The sequence below is a fragment of the Rossellomorea marisflavi genome (assembly GCF_022170785.1).
Lineage (GTDB): Bacteria > Bacillota > Bacilli > Bacillales > Bacillaceae_B > Rossellomorea > Rossellomorea marisflavi_B.
The window spans coordinates 3,341,013-3,362,456 of the sequence record NZ_CP081870.1; the positions used below are offsets into that span (position 1 = coordinate 3,341,013).

The window sequence follows — 21,444 nt, forward strand, 5'->3', positions numbered from 1 at the left end:
AGATTCTCTCTGCCTGAACCTTTTCCCTTTTAGTATGAATCCAAAACGTCGAATTAAACCATTGATCCTTTCACACAGCATACCTCAATGGACTTTCCACATAAAGGAGTTCAGCAGGGTGTCTGACAAAGTATCCCTTACTGCACCAACCGATCACGATCTTTCCAAAATGCATTCCGGATCACGACCTTCTGGATCTTACCCGATGCGGTCTTTGGCAGCTCATCCGTGAAGGTGATCCCCTTTGGCACCTTGAAGTGAGCTATCCTGTCCCGGCAAAAGGCAATCAGTTCTTCTTCCGTGACCTCCGTCCCTTCCCTCACCACGACCACTGCATGAGGCACTTCTCCCCATCGTTCATGGGGGACGGCGACGACCGCTGCCTCCACGATAGCGGGATGTTCATAAAGCATCCCCTCCACTTCAATGGAAGAGATGTTTTCCCCGCCACTGATGATGACGTCCTTCTTCCGGTCCACAATATCAATGTAGCCGTCAGCATCCACCGTCGCCATATCTCCCGTGTGGAGCCACCCATCCCGGATTGCTGCAGAGGTGGCATCCGGATTCTTGAAGTACCCTTCCATCACCGTGTTGGTCCGGGTGACAATCTCTCCTGTCGTCAACCCGTCACGCGGAACCTCCCTTCCCCGTTCATCCACGACCTTCACGCGGGAGCCGATCATGGCATAACCGGCTTTCGCCTTCAACCGGTATTGGTCCTCCCGTTCAATTTCCTTTCCGGCTGATCGGATCACCGATGTGGTGATAAGGGGAGCGATTTCGGTCATTCCGTATACTTGGACGAACTCCCACCCAAGGTCCTCTTCCACTCTCCTGACAAAGGCAGGCGGAGGGGCAGAACCGGCAATGATAACCCTTACATTTTGTGAATGCACAGTTGCTTGGTTTGCTTCAAACTGATCAAATACCATATTGAGTACAGTCGGTGCCATATGCATGACTGTTACGTTGTGTTCATGAAGGAGCTGTAAGATCTTCTTAGGATCAACCTTCCTCAACATCACCTGTGTGGCACCGTTTGCCGTATAGTAAAAAGGTGAGCCCCACCCGTTCACATGGAACATGGGGAGGACATGCAGAAGCGTATCCCTGTCGGATACACGTAAATGGTGCATAGCAGACATGGCGTGCAGGTAGTTGGTACGATGCGTCAACAGGACGCCCTTCGGATCGCCCGTGGTACCGCTCGTGTACAGAAGGGAGGCAATATCCGTCTCCTCAAGCGGCTCCCGTTTGAAAGTGTCCCCTCCGAAAGAAGCAATCCATTCTTCATAATTGGCATGCTTCCCGCTATAGTCTCCATGGACCACTACCTTCTCCAGTGCGGGCACCCGATCAAGGATCGGCTCGACGAGATGAAGGAGCTCGTGATCAACAAGAAGTACCTTGCTTTCACTGTGAGTGAGGATGAACCGGTATTCTTCCGGTTTCAGACGGGTATTGAGCGGGGTCATGATGCCACCGACACTGAATATGCCGTAAAATCCTTCAAGCATCTCCACCGAGTTCGGAGCAAGGTAAGCAACCTTATCCCCCTTCTCCACACCAGCGTTCTTCAATCCCCGGGCCAGACGGTTGACCCGACGGTTCATATCACTGTAAGTAAACTTCCTCTCCCCGTCAATGACCGCGACCTTATCACCGTACAATTCAACGGCCCTGTCCAAAAAATCCGTTAAAACCAATGGTACATGCATGAACTCAACCCCTTATTTTGTCCTTGATTCAGTTATAAGGTAATTTATGTGAATGTTCAATCATTTCGTTTTATAAAAGGGAATCCTGTGACCCCCCTTTTTTTATGCCGGTCGGTTACATCCGATTCTCCTTGCAAAAAAACGGAGGCATGATTGCCTCCGTTCACATTATCGACTTCTTCTTTGATCTGTGCTTCTCTTCCGCTCCCCACCGCGGCGTGAAGAACCAGAACCTTGGGATTTACCGGCTCTCGGTCTTTCCTTCGAGCGGTTCCCCCTATTGCGATCCCGGCTTTCGCGGATGTTCTTTTCCCTGCGATCTTTGGTGGACTCTCCGCCCGACACCTTAGGAGTCGGCTGGGATAACGCTACTTCCACGATCCTGCGCGGAAGATTCAATCCCAGTCCCTTTTCAATCGTCTGGAGATCCTGCTTGTCCTTAAGCGCCACGAATGTGATGGCAAGGCCGTCTTTCCCCGCCCTTCCCGTACGACCGATCCGGTGGATGTAGCTTTCCACATCCTGGGGAATATCGTAATTGAACACATGGGTGACGCCATCGATATCGAGACCGCGGGCGGCTACGTCGGTTGCGATCAGATACTGGAGTTTCACTTCCCTGAAGCGTTTCATTACGCCTTCGCGTTTTGCCTGGGAAAGGTCTCCGTGGAGCTCGTCCACGAGGAAGCCACGCGCTTTCAACTCTCCATAAAGCTTTGAAACCCTTCTTTTCGTCCTGCAGAAGATGATGCCAAGGAACGGCTGCTCTTCTTTGATCACCTTGGAGAGAGCATCGAGCTTTTTCCTGTCTGTTGTCTCAACGACTTCCTGACGGATCTCTTCGACAATCCGCTCCTTTGTCCTGATCTCCACATTGCTTGGAGACTTCATGTAGCGCTTCCCGATCTTGCGGATATCCTTGGACATGGTTGCTGAGAATAAAGCCGTCTGTCTTGTGAATGGCGTCTCCCTGATGATGGATTCCACTTCATCAAAGAATCCGATATGAAGCATCTGATCTGCTTCATCGAGTACAAGGAACGAGACATCGATGAATTCGATCGTTCCCCTCCGAACGTGATCAAGAATCCGTCCCGGAGTCCCGATTACCACATGGATAGCTTTATTTTTCAGCCTGTGGATCTGCTTTTCAACATCCTGACCACCATATACGGCGAGGACATTGATGTCTTCCTCGGTTGCCGCAAGAAGCTGCTTCAACTCTGCTGTGACTTGGATCGCCAATTCGCGCGTCGGAGTCACGATCAGTGATTGGATCGTGTCCTTATTGCTATCTATGGAATGAAGCATCGGAAGCAGGAAGGCCAAGGTCTTCCCTGTCCCCGTCTGGGCTTGCCCGATGACGTCCTTTCCTGCCATAAGCAAGGGGATCGTCTCTTTCTGGATCGGGGTCGGCTCAGTGATGGACTGCCCTTCCAATGCCTGGATGTACTGTTGATCAATGCCTAACTCTTTAAACTCATTCATACTGTCACCTCTTGGTCCATTATACATGGAACGAACCAAGATACATAGGCTCTATGCTATAATGGGACAATCGAAAACAGAAATGAGGATGAAACATGCTGACGTTTGAACAAAAATGCACGATTATAGAAGGGTTCGAGGAACTGACCCGCAAGGACGTATCCCTCGGCAGGGTAAACTATCACTTCGAAGACAGCTTGTACGAAAAAACGACCGTCGTTTACCACCTTCACCCGAATGGGAACGGCTTCGTCTATACAGGCAATCTTCCAGGTTATTCGCCAAATGCCAAAGGACTCGTGAATGTAAGGGACTTTGATGAAGAGCAATTAGCTTCAATCATCGCTGACTCGATCCGCTTCCTGAGCACGGAAGAAGAAGTCCTGCCTCCTGAAGAGCAAACTTGGATGGACGCAGAGGGACATACCCTTTTGCTCACGGAAGAAGATGACCGCTGGACTATTTATTCAGGGGAAAATCTTGAAGACAGTTTCGGTGGCTATGAAGATGCTGCCCATTATCTTCGGGAAGAAGGCTTCAAGCGTCGTCACTGAGAAAAGAAAATGACACCTCCCAAAGTGTGTTGACATACTAAATATACTATCGCCTATTTCACAAAAGGAGTGACTTCGATTGAAGATTTTGACGTTGCTGGGTAGTACGAGGAAAAATGGGAATTCAGAAACCCTTGCCCGAAAAGCGGTGGAAGGGACAGATCACACCCTCGTCACCCTGGCGGACCTTACCATTGAAGCCATCACCGACCTCAGGCACACGCCTGAAGGGTTCTCACCGGTGGATGATGATTACGAAAAGCTCGTCACCCTCATGGAAGAACACGATGTCCTTTTATTCGCCACCCCACTGTATTGGTACGGGATGAGCGGACCGATGAAGGACTTCTTCGATCGCTGGAGCCAGTATCTTCGCGATGACCGTTTCAACCTGAAGGAAGAACTGAAGAAAAAGAAAGCCTACGTCATCATTACAGGCGGTACCAGCGCCAAAGTGAAGGGGCTCCCCCTTGTACAGCAGTTCAATTACATTTGCGAATTCGTAAACATGGAATTTGTCGACTATATCATAGGTGCCGGTGTCAAACCGGGCGAAATCCTGAATGACGAAGCATCCCTTCTTAAAGCAGCTCGCTGGAATAAAGCATTCAAGGAATCTCTATAAACACCATTTCAAAAAGCCAGGCATGGTCAATGCCTGGCTTTTTACGTTGTGCTCCACGTTTACAAAAGAATAAGCCATGGGAACCCGGTTATACTACTACTAATTCTGTTGAAGAGGTGGAGAATGCATGGACTTTCCGACGATCCATACGAATTTCTGGGATGCTGTCACGGCCATTCCCATCATCATCGTCCTGACCCAGTTGATCAAGATCACCATTAAACCGCGCCCATTCTGGGTTCCGACGATTGCCATCATCTTCGGACTTCTCCTATCGGTATTCGTCAGCCACAAAGGTCATCTTGCCACCGGGATTTTCATGGGCTTCTTTTATGGCTATGCAGCAATCGGCAGCTTCGCATCCATGAAAACGTCTTTCCTGACCTACAGGGGAATGAAGGAAACAGCCGAATAATCTTATCCCTGATGCCGCAGCTTTTTCAGGATCGTTGATAGTGTGCCATCAAGCTGCACCAATTCCTCAGGGTTCATATCCAGGTTCTCAAGGAGGCGGGTCGGCACACATTCAGCTTTTTCCCTCATGTTTTCTCCATCCTGTGTGAGGGTAATACATACACTACGTTCATCTTCAACAGAACGCCGGCGTTCCACAAGCCCGTTTGCCTCCATCCTTTTCAGCATCGGAGTCAGCGTACCGGAATCAAGGAAAAGATGTGTTCCAAGCTCCTTGACAGTCACCGTACCCTTCTCCCAAAGGACCAGCATGGCCAGATACTGTGGATATGTGAGGCCGATCTCATCCAGAAGTTCTCTATATAATTTCGTAATCTCCCGCTCGGCAGAGTAAATCTTAAAACAAATCTGATTCTCAAGAAGCAATAATTCCTTCATGGATTTCATGTCCTTTCTTATTTTAAACTCATTATCGATATCATACAGAATAAAAACAAAATCATCAAATTTAATTGTACACAATTAAATTGTTGACAACTAAAACAAACAGATGTAATATAGGTTTTGTAGTTATCAATTGCACACAACCTAATTAAATAAAAAAATTCAAGGAGTGAATGAACATGGAAGCATTATACACAGCAAAATCAACAGCAGACGGCGGACGTACAGGTAAAGTGGTAAGCAGCGACGGATTGATCGATTTTGATTTGGCCATGCCTAAATCCCTCGGCGGATCTGGAGACATGGATTCCACCAACCCTGAACAACTATTCTCAGCAGGCTACGCAGCATGCTTCGACAGCGCCCTTAACATGGTTGCACGTCAAGAACGCAAGAAAATCGACTCACGCGTAACAGCTGAAGTATCCATCGGCAAAGACACCGACGGCGGCTTCAAACTTGCAGTAGTCCTCACAGCTGCCATCAACGGCGTAGACGAAAGCGAAGCAAAAGACCTGATCGAAAAAGCCCACCAAGCTTGCCCTTACTCCAAAGCAACACGCGGCAACATCGACGTGGAATTGAAAACAGAAAGCTTCTGATTCATATCAAGCACAAAAAGAACCCGAGCCGATTCTCGTTATGAGATTCGGCTCGGGTTTTCTTTTTATACAATTTGATTGACTCCAAGCAACGTAAGAAAGGGCTACCTCCCTTTCCTATTCCGTGTATAAAGGGGCGCGGCCGACTCCTGCGTGGATCAGAGACCCTGGAGGCGCCAGCCGAAGCGGCTCAGGCTACCTCCCCGCTGGAAAGCAGCCGCCGCAGCGAAATGGAACGGTCTGCTAACTAAGAAATATGTGTCTCAGGGCAGTATAAATCAGGTAGATTTTAAGAGAATTTAGTATGGCTACCTGATCCAGCAATTAGATTCCCTTCAATCATCCAACAGTGCAATGAAGCGGAGGCGGCTGACTCCTGCGTGGATCAGAGGCAAGGTTGAGACCCTGGAGGCGCCAGCCGAAGCGGCTCAAATGCCTCCCCGCTGGAAAGCAGCCGCCGCAGCGAAATGGAACGGTCTTAGTATTACTACTCCCCACTTCAACAGTAAGAATTCGATACTGGGAATGAAGCAACAACTTCCCTTCAACCATCCAAGAGTGCAATGAAGCGGAGGCGGCCGACTCCTGCGTGGATCAGAGGCAAGGTTGAGACCCTGGAGGCGCTAGCCGAAGCGGCTCAAATGCCTTCCCGCCGGAAAGCGGCCGCCGCAGCGAAATGGAACAGTCTACTCACTATTCTTAGTACAAAATAACCATCAACACTTCTGACTATCGCCCATCTTGGACAGAATAACACCTATCAAGCTATACTTTTCCTATCTAGATCACTCTCGAAAGGAACGACGCCATGACTGCCATCATCACCATCGTCCTCATCCTGCTCATCTCCACCATCGCCATCCTGCGCTTCTACCCACCACTAGGGAGAAAGCCTTCCAGGACACACGTGGAATCTTCCGCAGCATTCAAGGATGGATCATTTTATAATAAAGAAGAAATCAATATGAGCACCGGCTTTTCCTCCAGCATCGGAATGCTCAAAGACTTCATAAAAAAAGACACGGAACGGAAGCCTGCAGAGGCCATTCCCATGGTCCAAATCAAGCCGGGAACCCATATACACGAGACAGCCATCACGTGGTTCGGTCATTCAGCCACTCTCCTGGAACTGGAGGGAAAACGGCTTCTCCTGGACCCCATGTTCGGAAAAGCTCCCACTCCATTTCCATGGCTTGCAGGAAACCGGTTCAGCAAAGACCTTCCATTCTCCACCGAAGATCTTCTGCCCATCGATGCCATCCTTTTTACACACGATCATTACGATCATCTGGATTATGGCACCATCAAACGATTGAAAGACCACATCCCTCAATTCTTTGTTCCGATCGGGGTCGGAAGTCATTTGGAACGTTGGGGAGTCGAGGCCGCGCGAATTACAGAAGTAGATTGGTGGGAGGAACTGGATTGGAAGGGGCTGAAGCTTGCCTTTACACCGTCGAGGCATTTTTCAGGACGGAGCCTGAATGATCGCAACGCTACGCTTTGGGGTTCCTGGTGCATTATGGGGAAATCAAAGAAAGTGTTTTATTCAGGGGATGGCGGTTATGGGTCTCATTTCAAGAAAATCGGAGAGCAATACGGACCGTTCGATTTGACCATCATGGAGTGCGGCCAATATGATCCCCGCTGGAAGGACGTCCACATGATGCCGGAAGAAACGGCCCAGGCCCACCTTGATGTGGGTGGAAATCTCATGCTTCCGGTCCACTGGGGTGCATTCGTCCTGTCATTCCATTCCTGGACTGATCCAATCGAACGTGTATCCGCCTCTGCCCAGCAATTGAATATCCCTATCCTTACCCCCAAGATCGGGGAGCGACTGGTAGTCGAAAAAGGAGAGAGGGGCACACCCCACTGGTGGAAAGCATAAGGACCTGATCCTTATGCTTTTATTTATAAAATGGCATCGGCCAACAGTTCATACGACCTTTTCTTCGCCTCAAAGTCGGCTATGTTCGTGATGATCATGAACTCGTCCGTCCTGTATACTTCACTGAGCATATCCAGCTCTTCTTTCACCTTCTGGGGAGTTCCGATGAGCATCCGCTTTCGGTTTTCTTTGACCTTCTCGATTTCCGAAGGTCGCAGAATCCTGCTTTCCGCAGATGCATGCGTAGGAATGCGGGTGTCGATGCCCCTTTCAACTTCAAGCAGCCAATGATCCTGTGTCATGGCAAGGCGCTCGGCTTCTTCCTGTGTCGGGGCACAGACGACGAAAATGCACACGTTGCTCTTTGGATCCTGAAGTCCTGCTGATGGCCGGAACTGTTCATGATAAAGATCCATCGCCCTCTTCCCGTTGGCCGGTGAGATGAAATGACCGAAGGTGAACGCTGTCCCGAGCTCTGCCGCAAGCCTTGCTCCCCTGTGGGTGATGCCGAGGATCCACGGAAGCACACGTCCTTCTGTCATGGGGTATGCTCGGACCTTGGATTCTTCCAGGTTCCACAAGTAGGACTGAAGGGCCTCTACTTGATGAGGGAATTCGTTCATGCTCTTTTTCACTCCATCCGTAAGGGCGATCCTGGTCTCATACGACCCACCCGGTGATCGACCGATTCCAAGGTCGATCCTGCCGGGAAAAAGCGTCTCGAGGACCTTGAAATCTTCCGCAATCTTCAACGGACTGTATTGAGGCAGGAGGACGCCTCCAGAACCGATCCGGATCCTCTCTGTAATGGACGCAAGATGTGAGATAAGCACCTGTGGAGAAGTCCCCGCCATGCCGTTTGTATTATGATGCTCTGCGACCCAGAACCTTGTATAGCCCCACTCTTCTGCCAGCCGCGCAAGCTCCCCTGTCTGTTTGAACGCCTCCCCCGCCTCTTCTCCTACGGTACGGACCGTTTGATCCAATACGCTTAATTTCATGAGTCACGCCCCTTTCTTGTTGTATCATTATCCCACGTTCATGAGTGGTTTAACACGGAACTGCTCATATCCGTTCAACCAAAAAAAGGCTCCCGTACAAAACGGGAAGCCCTTCTTCTTAGATCGTGATCAACTTGATTTTATTTCCTGACGGATCCTCGGTGTGGAACCCGTTTTCGGACTGGTCAGCATTCGCTCCGATCGCTCGAAGTTTCACTGCAGCTTCATCGAGAGCTGACTGAGATGGATATACGAGCGTATAGGCATCCAGACCAACCTGGTTCTCCGCCGGACGCGGCGCCCCTGTCCCATTCCATGTGTTCAGCCCGATATGATGGTGATAGCGCCCAGTCGACATGAAGATCGCCTGCCCCCCGTAGCGGGTGACGACATCGAATCCGAGTCCGTCATGGTAGAACGCTTCGGCTGCCTTCAGATCATTCACATGAAGATGGATATGTCCCATGACCGTATCGGCAGGAAGGCCCGTCCACGGCTCTTCATCTGATTCAGCAAGGACGGCTCGCGCATCCACATGCTCGGTACCCATCCTGACCTGATCGCCGTTCCATACCCAATCGGATGATGGGCGGTCGCGATAGATTTCGATTCCGTTGCCGTCCGGGTCAGACAAATATAGGGCTTCGCTGACTTCATGATCTCCAGATCCGAGTTGGATATTGGACGATAGAAGATGATGGAGACTTTTGCCCAGTTCCTTCCTTGAAGGCAGCAGGATGGCAAAATGATACAGCCCTGTCGTTCTCCCCTGCTTTGCCTGCACTCCTTCCGGCTGGATGATCGTAAGAAGGGGCACCTTCCCATCAGCGGTCAGGACAGCCCTATGTCTGCTTTGTTCCAACACATCAAAACCGATGACTTCTTTGTAAAACGAGAGCGATCGCGCTAGATCCGTCACCTTGATTGTCACATTTCCAACATACGTATTCGGAGATTCATGAAATCCCATTGCGCTCTTCCTCCTCTATGCTTTCTTCCAGCGATTATCTAATGCAAATGCAGATTGACTTGATAAAATGAAGTAAACCGACATGGCCAGCAGGGCCACATCCAACTCATAGCCTCCCACAAAACCGGCAGAAAATTTAACCGTCACAATGGCGCCGAGCATCACCAAGGTAAATAGGGCTCCGATGATTCTTGTTCCAAGCCCGAGGATCATGGCCACGCCGCCGACAAGCTCGATAACGGCTACGATATAGGCCATGAATCCAGGTATCCCCATACTGGAGAAGAAGTCCGCCGTATTGGAGAGCCCTCCCTGAAACTTATCCAGCCCGTGGACAAAAAATGTAAATCCGAGAACGATACGTAAAATAAATGATGCGATAGATTGCATAAAGATTTGTACCTCCTTGTTGTAATTGCGAATTAGGTTACTTTATGTAACCAACTTTACTTAAATAACTAGGTTGTGTCAAGTAAACAAATAACTAAAAAACTTAAAATGTGATATACTAGGCACATAGAAGGAGGCGCAAGGCTGTGAAACAATCAGAAATTTGTCCTCGATTCGAGAAAGCGATCGGTATCCTCAGTCAAAGATGGACGACCTTGATCATCTACCAGCTATTGAACGGTCCTCAGCGGAACAGTGCCATCAAAGATGCTATCGGGATCAGCGGACGGCTGCTCTCAGAAAGATTGAAGGACCTTGAGGAAGAAGGAATCATCAAACGCACCGTTTACCCCGAGACACCCGTAAGGATCGAATACTCCCTCACGGATAAGGGGTATTCCCTTGAACCTTTGATAAAGGGGATCGAGGAATGGTCCCAGGATTGGATCCACCTATAAAAAGAGGCTGAGACAAATATGTTTTAGTCATAGTAAAACCCGAATCATTTGCCTACGATAAAGCAAATGATTCGGGTTTTAAATTCGTTTAATGAAAATTAAAATTTCATTGTTCCCAGCGGTTGATCGGAGTGCAAGACGAAGACTCCAGCGGGAAGAGTAGCTGATGTGAGACCCCGCAGGCGTGCCGAGGAGGCTCACGGGCTACCCGCGGAAAGCGAAGTCTTGCACGGAGATCATGAGCGGTAGTAAGATCCTATACTGATCGTGTTCGGCATTAAAGGGGCCTTTTTTAGTTTTGTCCCATCTTCATTGTTTGTCATACGGTTACATAAATTGAAAAGACTTGTTCCAAACATAGCCCTTCCAGTGTATATTTAGAGGAGCGAAATAACGGAAGAAGGTTGCGTATGTGGAAAAATAAAAACGTATGGATCCTGCTGAGCGGTGAGTTCATCGCCGGACTCGGACTGTGGCTCGGGATCATCGGAAACCTCGAGTTCATGCAGGAAAAAGTACCGTCTGATTTTATGAAGTCCCTGATCCTTGCTTCAGGATTGCTTGCCGGTCTAGCGGTCGGACCCTATGCTGGAAAGCTGATTGACAGGATGAAGAAAAAAACGGTCATGCTGGCTGCGGGCTTCATCCGGGTGGTGAGCGTGGTGTTCATGCTGATCGCCATTCACACCGGGTCCGTCCTATGGATGGTCGTTTTCCTCATGGTGATCCAGCTCTCTGCTGCATTCTATTTTCCTGCGCTTCAGGCAGCGATCCCCATGGTCGTAAAGGGAAAAGAGCTCCTGCAGATGAACGGGGTCCACATGAATGTGTCCACCCTATCAAGGATTCTCGGGACGGCACTTGGAGGCGTGCTCCTGGTCATCATGCCACTCTACATGCTTTATATCCTTTCCCTTTTGGCGTATGCCATCCTATTCGGCCTCACCTGGTTCCTTTCATTCCAGGAAGAAGGGGCATCCACGGTGGCAAAAGGGAAATCAGGTGGATTCAAAGAAGTCTTCCCCGTGCTGAAGAATCTTCCCATCGTCTCCATGACGCTGGTCATGACCCTCATCCCCCTCCTGTTCATAGGGGGATTCAACCTGATGGTCATCAACATCAGTGAAATCCAGGACAGTACCGCCATCAAGGGATGGATCTATACGGCTGAGGGCCTCTCGTTCATGATCGGTGCCTTCGCCGTGAAGCGAATCGGAGAAAAGATTTCCCCTTACAGAATCCTGTTCACCTTCTCATTCATCATCGGGATTGCCCAACTGGTTCTGTACTTTGCCGGGAACCCGGTACTTTCGGTGCTGTCGTTCATCATCTTCGGTTTTGCCGTCGGCTGCTTCTTCCCGACTGCGGCCACCATCTTCCAGACGAGGATGCCGAAAGACTATCATGGGAGGTTCTTCTCGTTCCGGAACATGCTCGACCGGATGGCCTTCCAGGTTGTCCTTCTCATGACAGGACTGCTTCTCGATCTTGTCGGGTTGCCTGTCATGACCGTCCTGTTCGGCGGATTCTCACTGATCATGACCACGATCTTCTACGTGAGATTCAAGGCACTGCAAGAGGAGAAGACTCAAGAAATCAACGTATAAAAAAAGACTGGAGACTCCTCTGTGGGGCTCCAGTCTTTCTTGTTATTATGAAACTTCAGATGTTTCCAACTGACGGCCACGGCGTTTCTTCGAGACCCATGCGTAGGCAGCGATCGTGATGATGATGATGCTTCCGCAAACCACGTAAAGGGATGAGTATCCCAGATGGGATGAAACGATTCCGAGAGCAAATGAACCAATCGCAATTCCAAGGTCATACATGATAAAGAATGTAGACGTGGCATGCCCGGTACGTTCTTTCGGTGCTTTCTGGATGGCCATGGTCTGATAACTTGGGAGCAGTGCCCCATACCCAAGACCAATCAATCCTGCGGAAACCAACAGCAGTCCTGTTGTATGCGTCACGCTGAGCATGAACAACCCGATTGCAAAGATCACAAGGGACGGATAGATGACAGCACTTGGACCTGAGCGGTCGAATAGGCGGCCCGTGAACGGTCTTGATAGCAGCATGACCGCTGCAAATACAACAAAGAACAAGCTGACTGATTCGAACAAACCAAGGGCTTTCGCGTACACCGAGATGAACGACATGATCCCGGAGTATGCAAGGGACGTCAAGAATCCTACGAATGCAATCGGCAATGCCTTGAATTCAAAGATGTCTTCAAGTGTCATACGTCCTTTCGGCGACACCTTCGTTTTCTCCTCTTCTACCACTTCGATTCCGAACGAGCAGGCAAAGCCGATCAGCAATACGACAGCCAGACCAAGGAAAATCATTTTAAACGGAAGGATCTGAAGCAGAGCCAATGATAGGAATGGTCCTACAACGACAGCAAGGTTCATGGACATGGCGAAATAGCCAAGCCCTTCCCCTTTACGCTCTGCGGGTACCATATCTGCTGCAAGCGTCATGAGGACGGTGGAACACAGGGCGAAAAAGATCCCGTGTACAAAACGCAATACCATCAACAGGAAGAAGCTGTTGACGAACGGATAAACGAATGTAAAGATACAAAATAAAAAAATGCCGGCGAGAAGTACTTTTCTCTTACCGAACACCTCAAGGATCTTACCTGCAAATAAACGGACGATGATAGCTGCAATCAAGAAAATCGTTGTCACAAGTCCTGCCTGTCCTTCATTTCCTTGAAGATCATCCAGCACATATACCGGTAGTATGGTCAACAACGAGTAAAAGACAAGGAACATAAAGAAGTTATTAATGACGGTCATGATGAATGGCCGCGTCCAGATTGGCTTATTCATAACATTTCTCCTAACTGTTATTTAGTTTACTAACTTAATTAATGTCATGCTAATTATAACGCGGATTTGTGAATTTGTAAACATAGTTGCCATGACAACTACTTATGTCTATGATAAAATTACCCTTCCTCATCCACATTTACGTTATGATAGAGGCAAGAATCTACTTTTAGCAGGTGATGAAAAATGAACACGACTTTTGATGAATCCATCGGTTTGAATACGAGTCACACGATCCGGAACGTCATCCGGTATCTTACCGTCCATTTGAAGGAATTTGATCTTACGCCGGAACAGTGGACCGTACTGAAACGCCTGGCAGCCAACGATGGGATCAGCCAGAAAGCATTGGCTGAGCTTGCCGACAAGGACCAGCCTACCGTCACTAGAATCCTCGATATCCTTGAACGCAAAAATCTGATTACGAAGAAAAAGAATGTCGACGATCGCCGCTCCTTCTTGATCCACATCACGGATAAAGGGAAAAACGTGAAGCAGGAACTGACTCCTTTCATTGAGGATGTATTTGAAAATCAGATTTTAAAAGGGATTCCTGAAGAGAAGTTAGAAGTGTATAAAGAAGTCCTTCAACTCATCAATCAGAATATGAGGGACAGGACGGACTGAATGAGGAGGCGGAACCTTGAAGAAAATACCTGTTGCCCTGCAGCTGTTTACGCTGAGGGAGGAAGTGGACAAGGATTTCAAAGGTACATTGAGAAAAGTGGCTGAGATGGGGTTCGACGGAGTCGAGCTTGCAGGTCACGGTGGGCTGGATATCCTGGAGGTTAAGGAGGCACTTCAATCCTGTGGACTGCAGGCCATTTCCAGCCATGTGCCCCTCGCAGATCTGCGGAATGATCTGAAGAAGGTCTTGGAGGAGCAATTGGAGCTCGGTGTGAAATTCATTGTATGCCCATACCTGACTGAAGAAGAGCGTGACTATGCGCTTTTGATCTCAGACTTGAATGCCATTGGCAAACGCTGTCACGAAGCCGGCCTCACCCTTTGCTATCACCATCATGATTTCGAAGTGCTGACAGAATATAATGGACGCCCTGCCCTTTCTTCCATATTGGAAGAAACGAGCGTAAAGGCGGAGCTCGATGTATACTGGCTGACATATGCCGGGGAAAATCCGGCCAAGTGGATCGAACGCTACCATCCTCCCCTTGTTCACTTAAAGGATATGACCACTGATGGGGAACGCTTCTTCGCGGAACTGGGAACTGGTGGTGTTGACCTGGAGCCTGTCTTCGCCTTAGAGGAAAGCGCTAACATCCATTGGTGGATCGTTGAACAGGATGCCTCGAAGACGAGCCCCATCGAAAGCGTGAGGAAAAGCATGGATTATTTAAAACAGATTGGATTGGCCTAACGAAGAAAGAATTCTGCTTGCACTCCGGCAGGGTTCTTTCTTCGTTAGGCCAGATCTCCTCCAATTAAAAAAAGACCCGCACCTCGGGGGCAGGGTCAAACTTCCTGTCTGTATCTTACTTGATCAATGCCACGATTTTTCCTTTTACATGTCGTTCGGAAAGACGTTTGAGGGCGGCTGGTACTTCTTCCAAGCTCACCGTTTCTCCTAGCATGGGATCAATCTTACCGCTTGCCACAAGGTCAAGCAGGTCATCGCCGATGGTCGCGAAATCTTTTTCGGCGTGACGATCTCCCGCATGATGACCCGCCTGCAGGGCAATTTCATGGACAGACGGTACGATGGAGAATGGTGATACACCAGAAAGGTCAGGTGCCCCGGCGATGTAAGCGATATGCCCCATATAGGCAAGCATGTCCAAGGATTCAGTGGCACTTTGCCTGCTGACGGCATCCACTACGGCGTCTACTCCCCGTCCATCGGTCAGTTCCCGTACCTTCTCCACTACATTTTCCTTTTTGTAGTCGACGACGTAATCCGCTCCAAGGGATTTTACATATTCATGGTTGTGCTCAGACGCCGTGGAGATGACCGTCTTTCCTTGAAGCTTCGCAAGCTGGACGCCGAATCCACCGACGCCGCCTGCTCCTCCGTGGATCAGGATCGTCTGGATGTGATCCAGTGGCAATTTCCGGTGAATGGCCTGGTAAGCTGTGTATCCGGCAGTTGGCAATGCGGCTGCTTCTTCGAATGAAACCGAATCCGGAATGATGGATACCGAGTGAGCTTTTACCGTACTGAATTCAGCAAATGATCCTTTCTTGGTCCAATCTCCGTGATAAAGGACGCGGTCTCCTACTTTTGGATGGTCAACGCCTTCCCCAAGTTCAACCACAACCCCCGCACCGTCAAGACCGAGGATATGAGGATAGCTCCAAGCGGCATTTCCATTGGTACCTGTTTTATAATCAACCGGATTCAATCCTGCCGCATGAATCTCAACCAGGACTTCTCCTTTTCCGGGTGAAGGACGATCCACTTCCTCAACCTTCATCTCTTCCCATTGATTCTTCCCTTCCAACAGCAGTGCTTTCATCTATATTTCCTCCTTTATTTTCATACTATGAACTGATAACTTCTAGGTATATAATATATACTGTCTAACCATACCGCAAGTAGGCACTATTCTGTGCCCCAGTTACCGAATGGAAACCATACAGGGAGGAGAAACACCATGAAAGAACTTCAGCAAGACTACCACTGTGCCATCGATATGGTCATTGAGTTGATCGGAGGAAAGTGGAAAGTATTGATTTTATGGAATCTGAACGAAGGGGACAAACGCTTTAATGAGTTGAGGCGCTCCATCCCGGACATCACCCAGAAGATGCTCACCCAGCAATTACGGGAACTGGAGGCCCATGGTCTTGTGTCCCGTACTGTATTCCAGGAAGTCCCTCCCAGAGTGGAATATGCCACGACTGCCCTCGGCAAAAAGCTTCAGAAAACCCTCTTTGAAATGTGCAGATGGGGAGATGATTATGCAGAGGAAAAGGGCATCAATATGAACCGCTGCTGGACGACGTATGACTTCATGGAGAAACAGACCTGATTCCAGGCTCAAATACATGACAGCATTCAACACTATTTCCCGGGAAAAGGGTTGAATGCTGTTGAAACTAGGCGCGTATGAATGGCAAGGTCATACAGCGGATCCCTCCGCCCCCTTTTTCCAATTCATTCACGTCCACTTCGATGATGCGTAATTGCTTCCGTTTCGGGTGTTCCTTCAGGATGTGCCTGTTCATTTTCGTGGAGACAAGCAAGGTTTCCGGATTCAGGTTCAGGAAATTGATATCCGCTACCGTATGGGACACGTCGTCGGTCCAAAGAATGTCATAACCATGCCGCCTCAGGAAATCCCCAAGCATATAATAATGGGATCCCCCCTCATGGACGACCTGTACAGGCAGGAAACGCATATATCCTTTAGCCAGGATCACGCCTTCACCCACCGCATTGAGATTCATATCCAGATGAAGGGTATCGCCTCTCCTCGGGAGATCGATGATGGCGATTTCACTATAGCCTGCGTCAAACATCTTCCCCTGCACGGCTTCGATGCTTTCGATACTTGTCCTTAGACCCGTATTGACGAGGATTGCGTCTTTATTTAACAGCATAAGATCCCCGTACTCCAGTGCCTTCAGTTCATTGTTATCCTCAATCCGGAAAATATCAGGTTCGAACCATTCACTGAAGAGACGGTGGGAATGCGCATACTCTGGTGCCCTCATCGATGTCCCGGCATCTCCGGGAATCAGACGGTCACGAAACACACAAGCAAGATCCCTCACAAAGATCCTGTTGATGAGTTGACGGCTCAGCGCAGCATCATCCTCCTTCAGATAGTCCGCATAATCAATGACCTTGACACCTTCCGACTCCATCGCTGCCTTCATCGCCTGGAAGTTTTCCAACGCGATCTCGTGATCAACAGGTTTTTCCCACTGCACGTAATCGGCTGTTTTTTGATCGGGAACGTCCAGGGTGGAAGGGGAACATACCAGTACGGTCTTCAATTCACCAAATTCATTTTCACATCTCGGCTGTATCTTATCCATGTCATTGCCTCCATCACTTCATATGCTCATTAGAATCCCCCTTGCATCATCCGAGCATACAAAAAAAGAGACAAGGAACCCTCATCTCTTAGCGGCTTTCAAGCTATTCAAAAATGGACATTTACTAATGGAGGCATCATCATCTCCCAGATAGTATTGCTGCCATTCAAAATTATCTTCCTGACCGTACCACTTCAAACTAGGATGAACCTCTACCTCATCGTACTTCTCAAGGCGATATCTGATGATTTTTTTCATTTTCTGACCAAGGGGTGTTCCTGAATTGATTTCTTCGAACACCCATCGCGGCTGAAAGGCCATCATGAAGTAAGGGAAGTGTCGGCTCTTCCGTTTTTGATGAGCAGGGGTCGCACAGAATGCAAAGTACGACTCTCCGTGATGACAGAATTCCCATGAATGATGGGAGGGATCTTCTGAAATGCCCTCAGGCCATGGTACGGGGTCATCTGCGTGAAGCTGATTCAGCAGCCCCCAGAATCGATCCCTGAATCCATCGACTGTTCCTTCCTTCCATTCAAAGAATACGACCAAGGAGGTAAATGTGCCGGCTGACCTCGACATGCGTGTGTATTCTGACAGCATAGAAGCGAGTTTTCCACCTGCGGCTTCCGGTTCGCCTGAAGCGAAGCCGTACCTTACCATATCTTTTTGAAAGCCTTGAACTCCTGGAACGCAAGGGTATGGCTGATCACGATTTTCCATCATTTCCTTGAAATAATCGTATGCCTCTTGCTCCCATTCTTTCATCGCGTCTCTGTTCCCTTCGATCCATTCACGATTCAGAATCATTGGTGTCCCCCCTCGGAAATACACCACATGATATGTAACGGTCATGAACTGGGTGTCTGTCTAGGAGAACAATACATCCGCTGCACGGATGGCAAAGTAAATGCCGAAGCCGAACATGACCACTCCAGAGAGTATCGAGATGAGACGCAATGCACCCGGACGGACATATTTCTTGGCACCCGTGGCAATGATGGCCATGGTGATATCCCAAATCGTGATTCCGATAAAAATCCCCAGGCTATATAGGAGGACATGACCTGTTCCGTAGGAGGAAGTCGTTTGAGCAAGGATCGAACCGTAAATCCCAAGCCAAAAAATGATGCTGAGGGGATTCGATAGTGCCATGATAAAACCTGTCCATAGCGATTTTCTCTTGGACTCTCCTTCAGCCCCCTGTTGCGGTTGCATCAGTTCATGGGATTTCGCAATACTTTCAATACCCGTGAAGATCAGGATGAACGCACCCGACATCCACAGGATCAATTGGATGATCGGCGTGTCGATGAACGGTGCGAGCCCAAAGTAAATGGCAAGCATGAAGATGGCGTCGGCTCCCATGCCTCCGACGCCTACGAGCCATGAATGCCAAAATCCATAGCGTATCCCCTTGTCCAACTGAGCCGCATTGATTGGCCCCATCGGTGCAGACAAAGATAATCCCAGGAAGATATAACTGAAGAAAATACTCATGAATGCCCACCTTTACCACGTCTTTCTTCCATTGTATTCAGGCTTGTCTTGAAATAGTCGTGGATATTGTGGTGGGGACCTTCTGCTTTGCATGTAATCCTGCGCAGTGTACATACTAAATGGCGAATGACAGTTTCCAGGAGGGATACACAATGGACCAACAGCCTTTCAACCAGCAACACATGCAGGCACCGCCGAATCATGGCGGGCATGAACTATTTGATGCCCACGAAGTGATTGCAGGAATCATCTCCATGCTTGATCAGTATCAAATGTATGAGCCCCACATTCAGGATCCGGCCCTGAAGGACATCCTTCATCGCCAGTCCTCATTTGTGACAACGCTATATAATACCATTGTCGAAAGCTTCTCAACAGGCAGCAAGCCTCAGGTTCCGACACAGGTTTACGAGATGACGCAGGAGCATCAAACCGTTTATGGCATCAAAGCAGGAGCGCCCAAAAAGCCGAATGCGTCTGTACAGGACCTATCGGACAATGGCTTATCCGCTTACATGCTCGGTCAGACCAAGTCCCTCGCCTCCCTTCTTGCCATGACGGCCCTTGAAATGACCAATCCCGTCCTGAGAAGAGTGGTGGCAGATAGCGTGCCGAACTTCATCGAGATGAGCTACGAAACCTTCCTTTATCAGAATAAACATGGGTACTATCAGGTTCCTCAGCTGCAGGCTCAGGACATGGCCCTCATGCTTCAAAGTTATGCCCCTTCCAATCAAACTAAGCATTGATCAAAAAATCCCGTCCTTCGTTTTGAAGGACGGGATTTTTCACATGCCCACCCATCCAGACATATGATGGTTGATAAAAAGGCATGGAGGTGTATTTCGTTGATCCATATTGTCAAGACAGGAGAAACGCTGTATCAGATTGCCACCGATTTCCGTAAGCCACTTAAGACCATCATCGATGCCAATCCCGGTGTGAGCCCGGGAGCGATTTATCCAGGGCAGCCCATTGTCATTCCTGGCATCCCGAATACCCATACCATCCCGTACAGAATCGAGGTTTCAGTGAATAAACGGTGGCTTCGCCTTTATAAAAATGGAACACTGGTGAAGCAATATCCCATAGCAGTAGGAAGGATGCTCCATGAAACCCCGATCGGTGAGTTCATCGTGATCAACAAATCTCCCAATCCAGGTGGTCCATACGGGACGATGTGGATGAGCTTGTCGAAGCAAGGTTATGGCATCCATGGAACCAACGATCCAAGCTCGATTGGAAAAGCGGTATCGGCTGGATGCATCCGGATGCAGAATAAGGACGTGGAGGAGCTGGCAGGAATCATCCCGGTGGGAACACCTGTCATGATCACCCCTTGATCACCTCACGACCCTTTTGGCCCCGGAAGCATCGAGACCGGCAAACGTGTGGAGCACGTCAGCAGCTCTGTAAATATCCTCCGACCCGATAAGGGCCGTTACCTTTTCCGGATCTTCATGGATGGAAGATACATCGATTCCGGAATCACCAAGAGTGGACCTCACCCCGAACCTCAGAATGTCTGAACCCGGTGATTTCACGATGGTCACTTTTGCCTGCTCCACCTTCTTCGAGTATTCCTGGCCAAGATCGCGCAACAGATGCTCGACGTCGCTGCGGTCAGATGCATCCACCGTCAGGGTCAGATCCTGCCCCTTCCAGTGCAAATCGGGTTTCACGTGGATGACTTCGAGGGATTCCTTGAGAAGGGATTCCAACCCGTAAGCGGAATCCTTCATACTGATGGAGGTGACCTCATCTTTGAACGCAACACCGACAGGGCCCCGATCAGTGGTATGAATGTGGTCATCCACGAGTGTTCCCTCGCCTTTGATCAAGCCTGGAAGGATACGGAACGGAATCCTGCTCTTTTTTGAATGAAAGACGGCCCTGGGATGGATGACAGCTGCCCCGGAATCAGCGAGACAGAGAACCTCACGGTAGGTAAGATGTGGGATTCTCGTCGCAGCAGGCACAACCCGGGGATCTGTCGTATAGATCCCATCTACGTCCGTATAGATATCACAGCGCTCCGCACCAAGGGCTGCAGCAAGGGCCGTCGCCGTCGTATCGGAACCTCCCCTTCCAAGGGTCGTGATTTCACCGGCGTCTGTGATTCCCTGGAATCCCGCCACCACAGGGATGATTCCTTTACGGAGCTCATCCTGCACTCGGGATGGGTCGATCTCTTTTATCCTGGCCTTCCCATGGACGCCATCTGTTCTGATGCCCGCTTGTCGCCCAGTAAGAGAAACGGCTTTGAATCCCGCCTCTTGAATCGACAGGGTCAACAGGGCAATGGTGATTTGTTCACCAGTGGATAACAGGAGGTCCATCTCCCGTTTCGGTGGATGGGCCGTGATTTCCCCAGCGAGCTTCGTCAAATGGTCAGTCGTGTCACCCATGGCGGACACGACGACGGCCACTTCTTTCCCCTTTTGCTTCTCACGGATGACATGCTGGGCCATCCGTTTGATTCTTTCCACCGATCCCACTGAAGTGCCTCCGAATTTCTGTACGATGATCTCCACCATGTCCCCT

The 21,444-nt window shown here is 49.4% G+C and carries 24 protein-coding genes; 12 read left to right on the plus strand and 12 right to left on the minus strand.

Annotated elements, in window-relative coordinates; genetic code table 11:
* Positions 1-137: 137 nt before the first annotated feature.
* On the minus strand, positions 138-1,721 hold the full coding sequence (locus tag K6T23_RS17495; RefSeq protein WP_238282083.1) for a long-chain-fatty-acid--CoA ligase: 1,584 nt from the start codon (positions 1,719-1,721) through the stop codon (positions 138-140).
* Positions 1,722-1,889: 168 nt separating this feature from the next.
* Positions 1,890-3,209, minus strand: a complete 1,320-nt coding sequence (locus K6T23_RS17500) for a DEAD/DEAH box helicase (protein WP_048007084.1) — start codon at positions 3,207-3,209, stop codon at positions 1,890-1,892.
* 95 nt (positions 3,210-3,304) lie between these two features.
* Here K6T23_RS17500 and K6T23_RS17505 point away from each other — a divergent pair, with 95 nt between their 5' ends.
* The 3 genes from K6T23_RS17505 to K6T23_RS17515 all read left to right on the plus strand — a co-directional run bounded on the left by K6T23_RS17505 (position 3,305) and on the right by K6T23_RS17515 (position 4,803).
* Positions 3,305-3,763 (plus strand): hypothetical protein, encoded by a 459-nt coding sequence (locus K6T23_RS17505; protein ID WP_056540966.1) that lies wholly within the window; start codon positions 3,305-3,307, stop codon positions 3,761-3,763.
* 79 nt (positions 3,764-3,842) lie between these two features.
* Positions 3,843-4,388, plus strand: a complete 546-nt coding sequence (locus K6T23_RS17510; RefSeq protein ID WP_056540963.1) for a flavodoxin family protein — start codon at positions 3,843-3,845, stop codon at positions 4,386-4,388.
* A gap of 127 nt (positions 4,389-4,515) precedes the next feature.
* Positions 4,516-4,803, plus strand: a complete 288-nt coding sequence (locus tag K6T23_RS17515; protein ID WP_056540961.1) for a hypothetical protein — start codon at positions 4,516-4,518, stop codon at positions 4,801-4,803.
* 2 nt (positions 4,804-4,805) lie between these two features.
* Here the strand turns inward: K6T23_RS17515 and K6T23_RS17520 are convergent, their stop codons facing one another.
* Entirely contained in the window at positions 4,806-5,240 is a 435-nt protein-coding gene (locus K6T23_RS17520; RefSeq protein ID WP_056540959.1) for a MarR family winged helix-turn-helix transcriptional regulator, read from the minus strand.
* A 185-nt stretch (positions 5,241-5,425) separates the two neighbouring features.
* Between K6T23_RS17520 and K6T23_RS17525 the strand changes: the two genes are divergently transcribed.
* Together K6T23_RS17525 and K6T23_RS17530 are read left to right on the plus strand one after the other, a co-directional pair.
* Positions 5,426-5,848: an organic hydroperoxide resistance protein gene (locus K6T23_RS17525; protein WP_056540956.1), complete on the plus strand. Its 423-nt coding sequence runs from the start codon at positions 5,426-5,428 to the stop codon at positions 5,846-5,848.
* Between the two features lie 808 nt (positions 5,849-6,656).
* Positions 6,657-7,739 (plus strand): MBL fold metallo-hydrolase, encoded by a 1,083-nt coding sequence (locus K6T23_RS17530; RefSeq protein ID WP_056540955.1) that lies wholly within the window; start codon positions 6,657-6,659, stop codon positions 7,737-7,739.
* Between the two features lie 23 nt (positions 7,740-7,762).
* Here K6T23_RS17530 and K6T23_RS17535 read toward each other — a convergent pair whose 3' ends face one another.
* From K6T23_RS17535 to K6T23_RS17545, 3 genes are all read right to left on the minus strand, one after another.
* On the minus strand, positions 7,763-8,740 hold the full coding sequence (locus K6T23_RS17535) for an LLM class flavin-dependent oxidoreductase (protein WP_238282084.1): 978 nt from the start codon (positions 8,738-8,740) through the stop codon (positions 7,763-7,765).
* A 118-nt stretch (positions 8,741-8,858) separates the two neighbouring features.
* A complete protein-coding gene (locus K6T23_RS17540; RefSeq protein WP_238282097.1) occupies positions 8,859-9,710 on the minus strand; it encodes a VOC family protein in 852 nt (283 codons plus the stop codon).
* 15 nt (positions 9,711-9,725) lie between these two features.
* Positions 9,726-10,100: a DoxX family protein gene (locus tag K6T23_RS17545; RefSeq protein WP_053429263.1), complete on the minus strand. Its 375-nt coding sequence runs from the start codon at positions 10,098-10,100 to the stop codon at positions 9,726-9,728.
* Positions 10,101-10,246: 146 nt separating this feature from the next.
* On the opposite strand from K6T23_RS17545, the gene K6T23_RS17550 reads away from it, so the two are divergent.
* A complete protein-coding gene (locus K6T23_RS17550; RefSeq protein ID WP_238282099.1) occupies positions 10,247-10,558 on the plus strand; it encodes a winged helix-turn-helix transcriptional regulator in 312 nt (103 codons plus the stop codon).
* Positions 10,559-10,968: 410 nt separating this feature from the next.
* A complete protein-coding gene (locus tag K6T23_RS17555; RefSeq protein WP_056540943.1) occupies positions 10,969-12,165 on the plus strand; it encodes an MFS transporter in 1,197 nt (398 codons plus the stop codon).
* Between the two features lie 45 nt (positions 12,166-12,210).
* Here K6T23_RS17555 and K6T23_RS17560 read toward each other — a convergent pair whose 3' ends face one another.
* Positions 12,211-13,398, minus strand: a complete 1,188-nt coding sequence (locus tag K6T23_RS17560) for an MFS transporter (protein ID WP_079515626.1) — start codon at positions 13,396-13,398, stop codon at positions 12,211-12,213.
* A 186-nt stretch (positions 13,399-13,584) separates the two neighbouring features.
* Between K6T23_RS17560 and K6T23_RS17565 the strand changes: the two genes are divergently transcribed.
* Entirely contained in the window at positions 13,585-14,025 is a 441-nt protein-coding gene (locus K6T23_RS17565; RefSeq protein WP_056540938.1) for a MarR family winged helix-turn-helix transcriptional regulator, read from the plus strand.
* 16 nt (positions 14,026-14,041) lie between these two features.
* Positions 14,042-14,776, plus strand: a complete 735-nt coding sequence (locus K6T23_RS17570; protein WP_056540935.1) for a sugar phosphate isomerase/epimerase family protein — start codon at positions 14,042-14,044, stop codon at positions 14,774-14,776.
* A 115-nt stretch (positions 14,777-14,891) separates the two neighbouring features.
* Here K6T23_RS17570 and K6T23_RS17575 read toward each other — a convergent pair whose 3' ends face one another.
* Complete coding sequence (locus K6T23_RS17575) at positions 14,892-15,872, minus strand: zinc-binding dehydrogenase (RefSeq protein WP_056540932.1); 981 nt, start codon at positions 15,870-15,872, stop codon at positions 14,892-14,894.
* Positions 15,873-16,010: 138 nt separating this feature from the next.
* Between K6T23_RS17575 and K6T23_RS17580 the strand changes: the two genes are divergently transcribed.
* Positions 16,011-16,388 (plus strand): winged helix-turn-helix transcriptional regulator, encoded by a 378-nt coding sequence (locus tag K6T23_RS17580; RefSeq protein WP_056540927.1) that lies wholly within the window; start codon positions 16,011-16,013, stop codon positions 16,386-16,388.
* Between the two features lie 67 nt (positions 16,389-16,455).
* Here the strand turns inward: K6T23_RS17580 and K6T23_RS17585 are convergent, their stop codons facing one another.
* From K6T23_RS17585 to K6T23_RS17595, 3 genes are all read right to left on the minus strand, one after another.
* Positions 16,456-17,400, minus strand: coding sequence for an arginine deiminase family protein (locus tag K6T23_RS17585; protein WP_056540923.1), 945 nt, complete (start codon positions 17,398-17,400; stop codon positions 16,456-16,458).
* A gap of 81 nt (positions 17,401-17,481) precedes the next feature.
* Positions 17,482-18,210, minus strand: coding sequence for a YqcI/YcgG family protein (locus K6T23_RS17590; protein WP_056540921.1), 729 nt, complete (start codon positions 18,208-18,210; stop codon positions 17,482-17,484).
* Between the two features lie 60 nt (positions 18,211-18,270).
* Complete coding sequence (locus K6T23_RS17595; protein ID WP_056540918.1) at positions 18,271-18,900, minus strand: LysE family transporter; 630 nt, start codon at positions 18,898-18,900, stop codon at positions 18,271-18,273.
* 152 nt (positions 18,901-19,052) lie between these two features.
* Here K6T23_RS17595 and K6T23_RS17600 point away from each other — a divergent pair, with 152 nt between their 5' ends.
* The gene (locus K6T23_RS17600) at positions 19,053-19,649 is read left to right on the plus strand and encodes a spore coat protein (RefSeq protein WP_056540914.1); all 597 of its coding nucleotides are present in this window, start codon (positions 19,053-19,055) and stop codon (positions 19,647-19,649) included.
* Between the two features lie 99 nt (positions 19,650-19,748).
* Entirely contained in the window at positions 19,749-20,243 is a 495-nt protein-coding gene (locus tag K6T23_RS17605) for a L,D-transpeptidase family protein (protein ID WP_053429252.1), read from the plus strand.
* Here the strand turns inward: K6T23_RS17605 and K6T23_RS17610 are convergent, their stop codons facing one another.
* Positions 20,244-21,437 carry an aspartate kinase gene (locus K6T23_RS17610; RefSeq protein WP_238282101.1) on the minus strand — a complete coding sequence of 398 codons (1,194 nt, stop codon included), beginning with the start codon at positions 21,435-21,437 and terminating at the stop codon, positions 20,244-20,246.
* Positions 21,438-21,444: the final 7 nt, after the last annotated feature.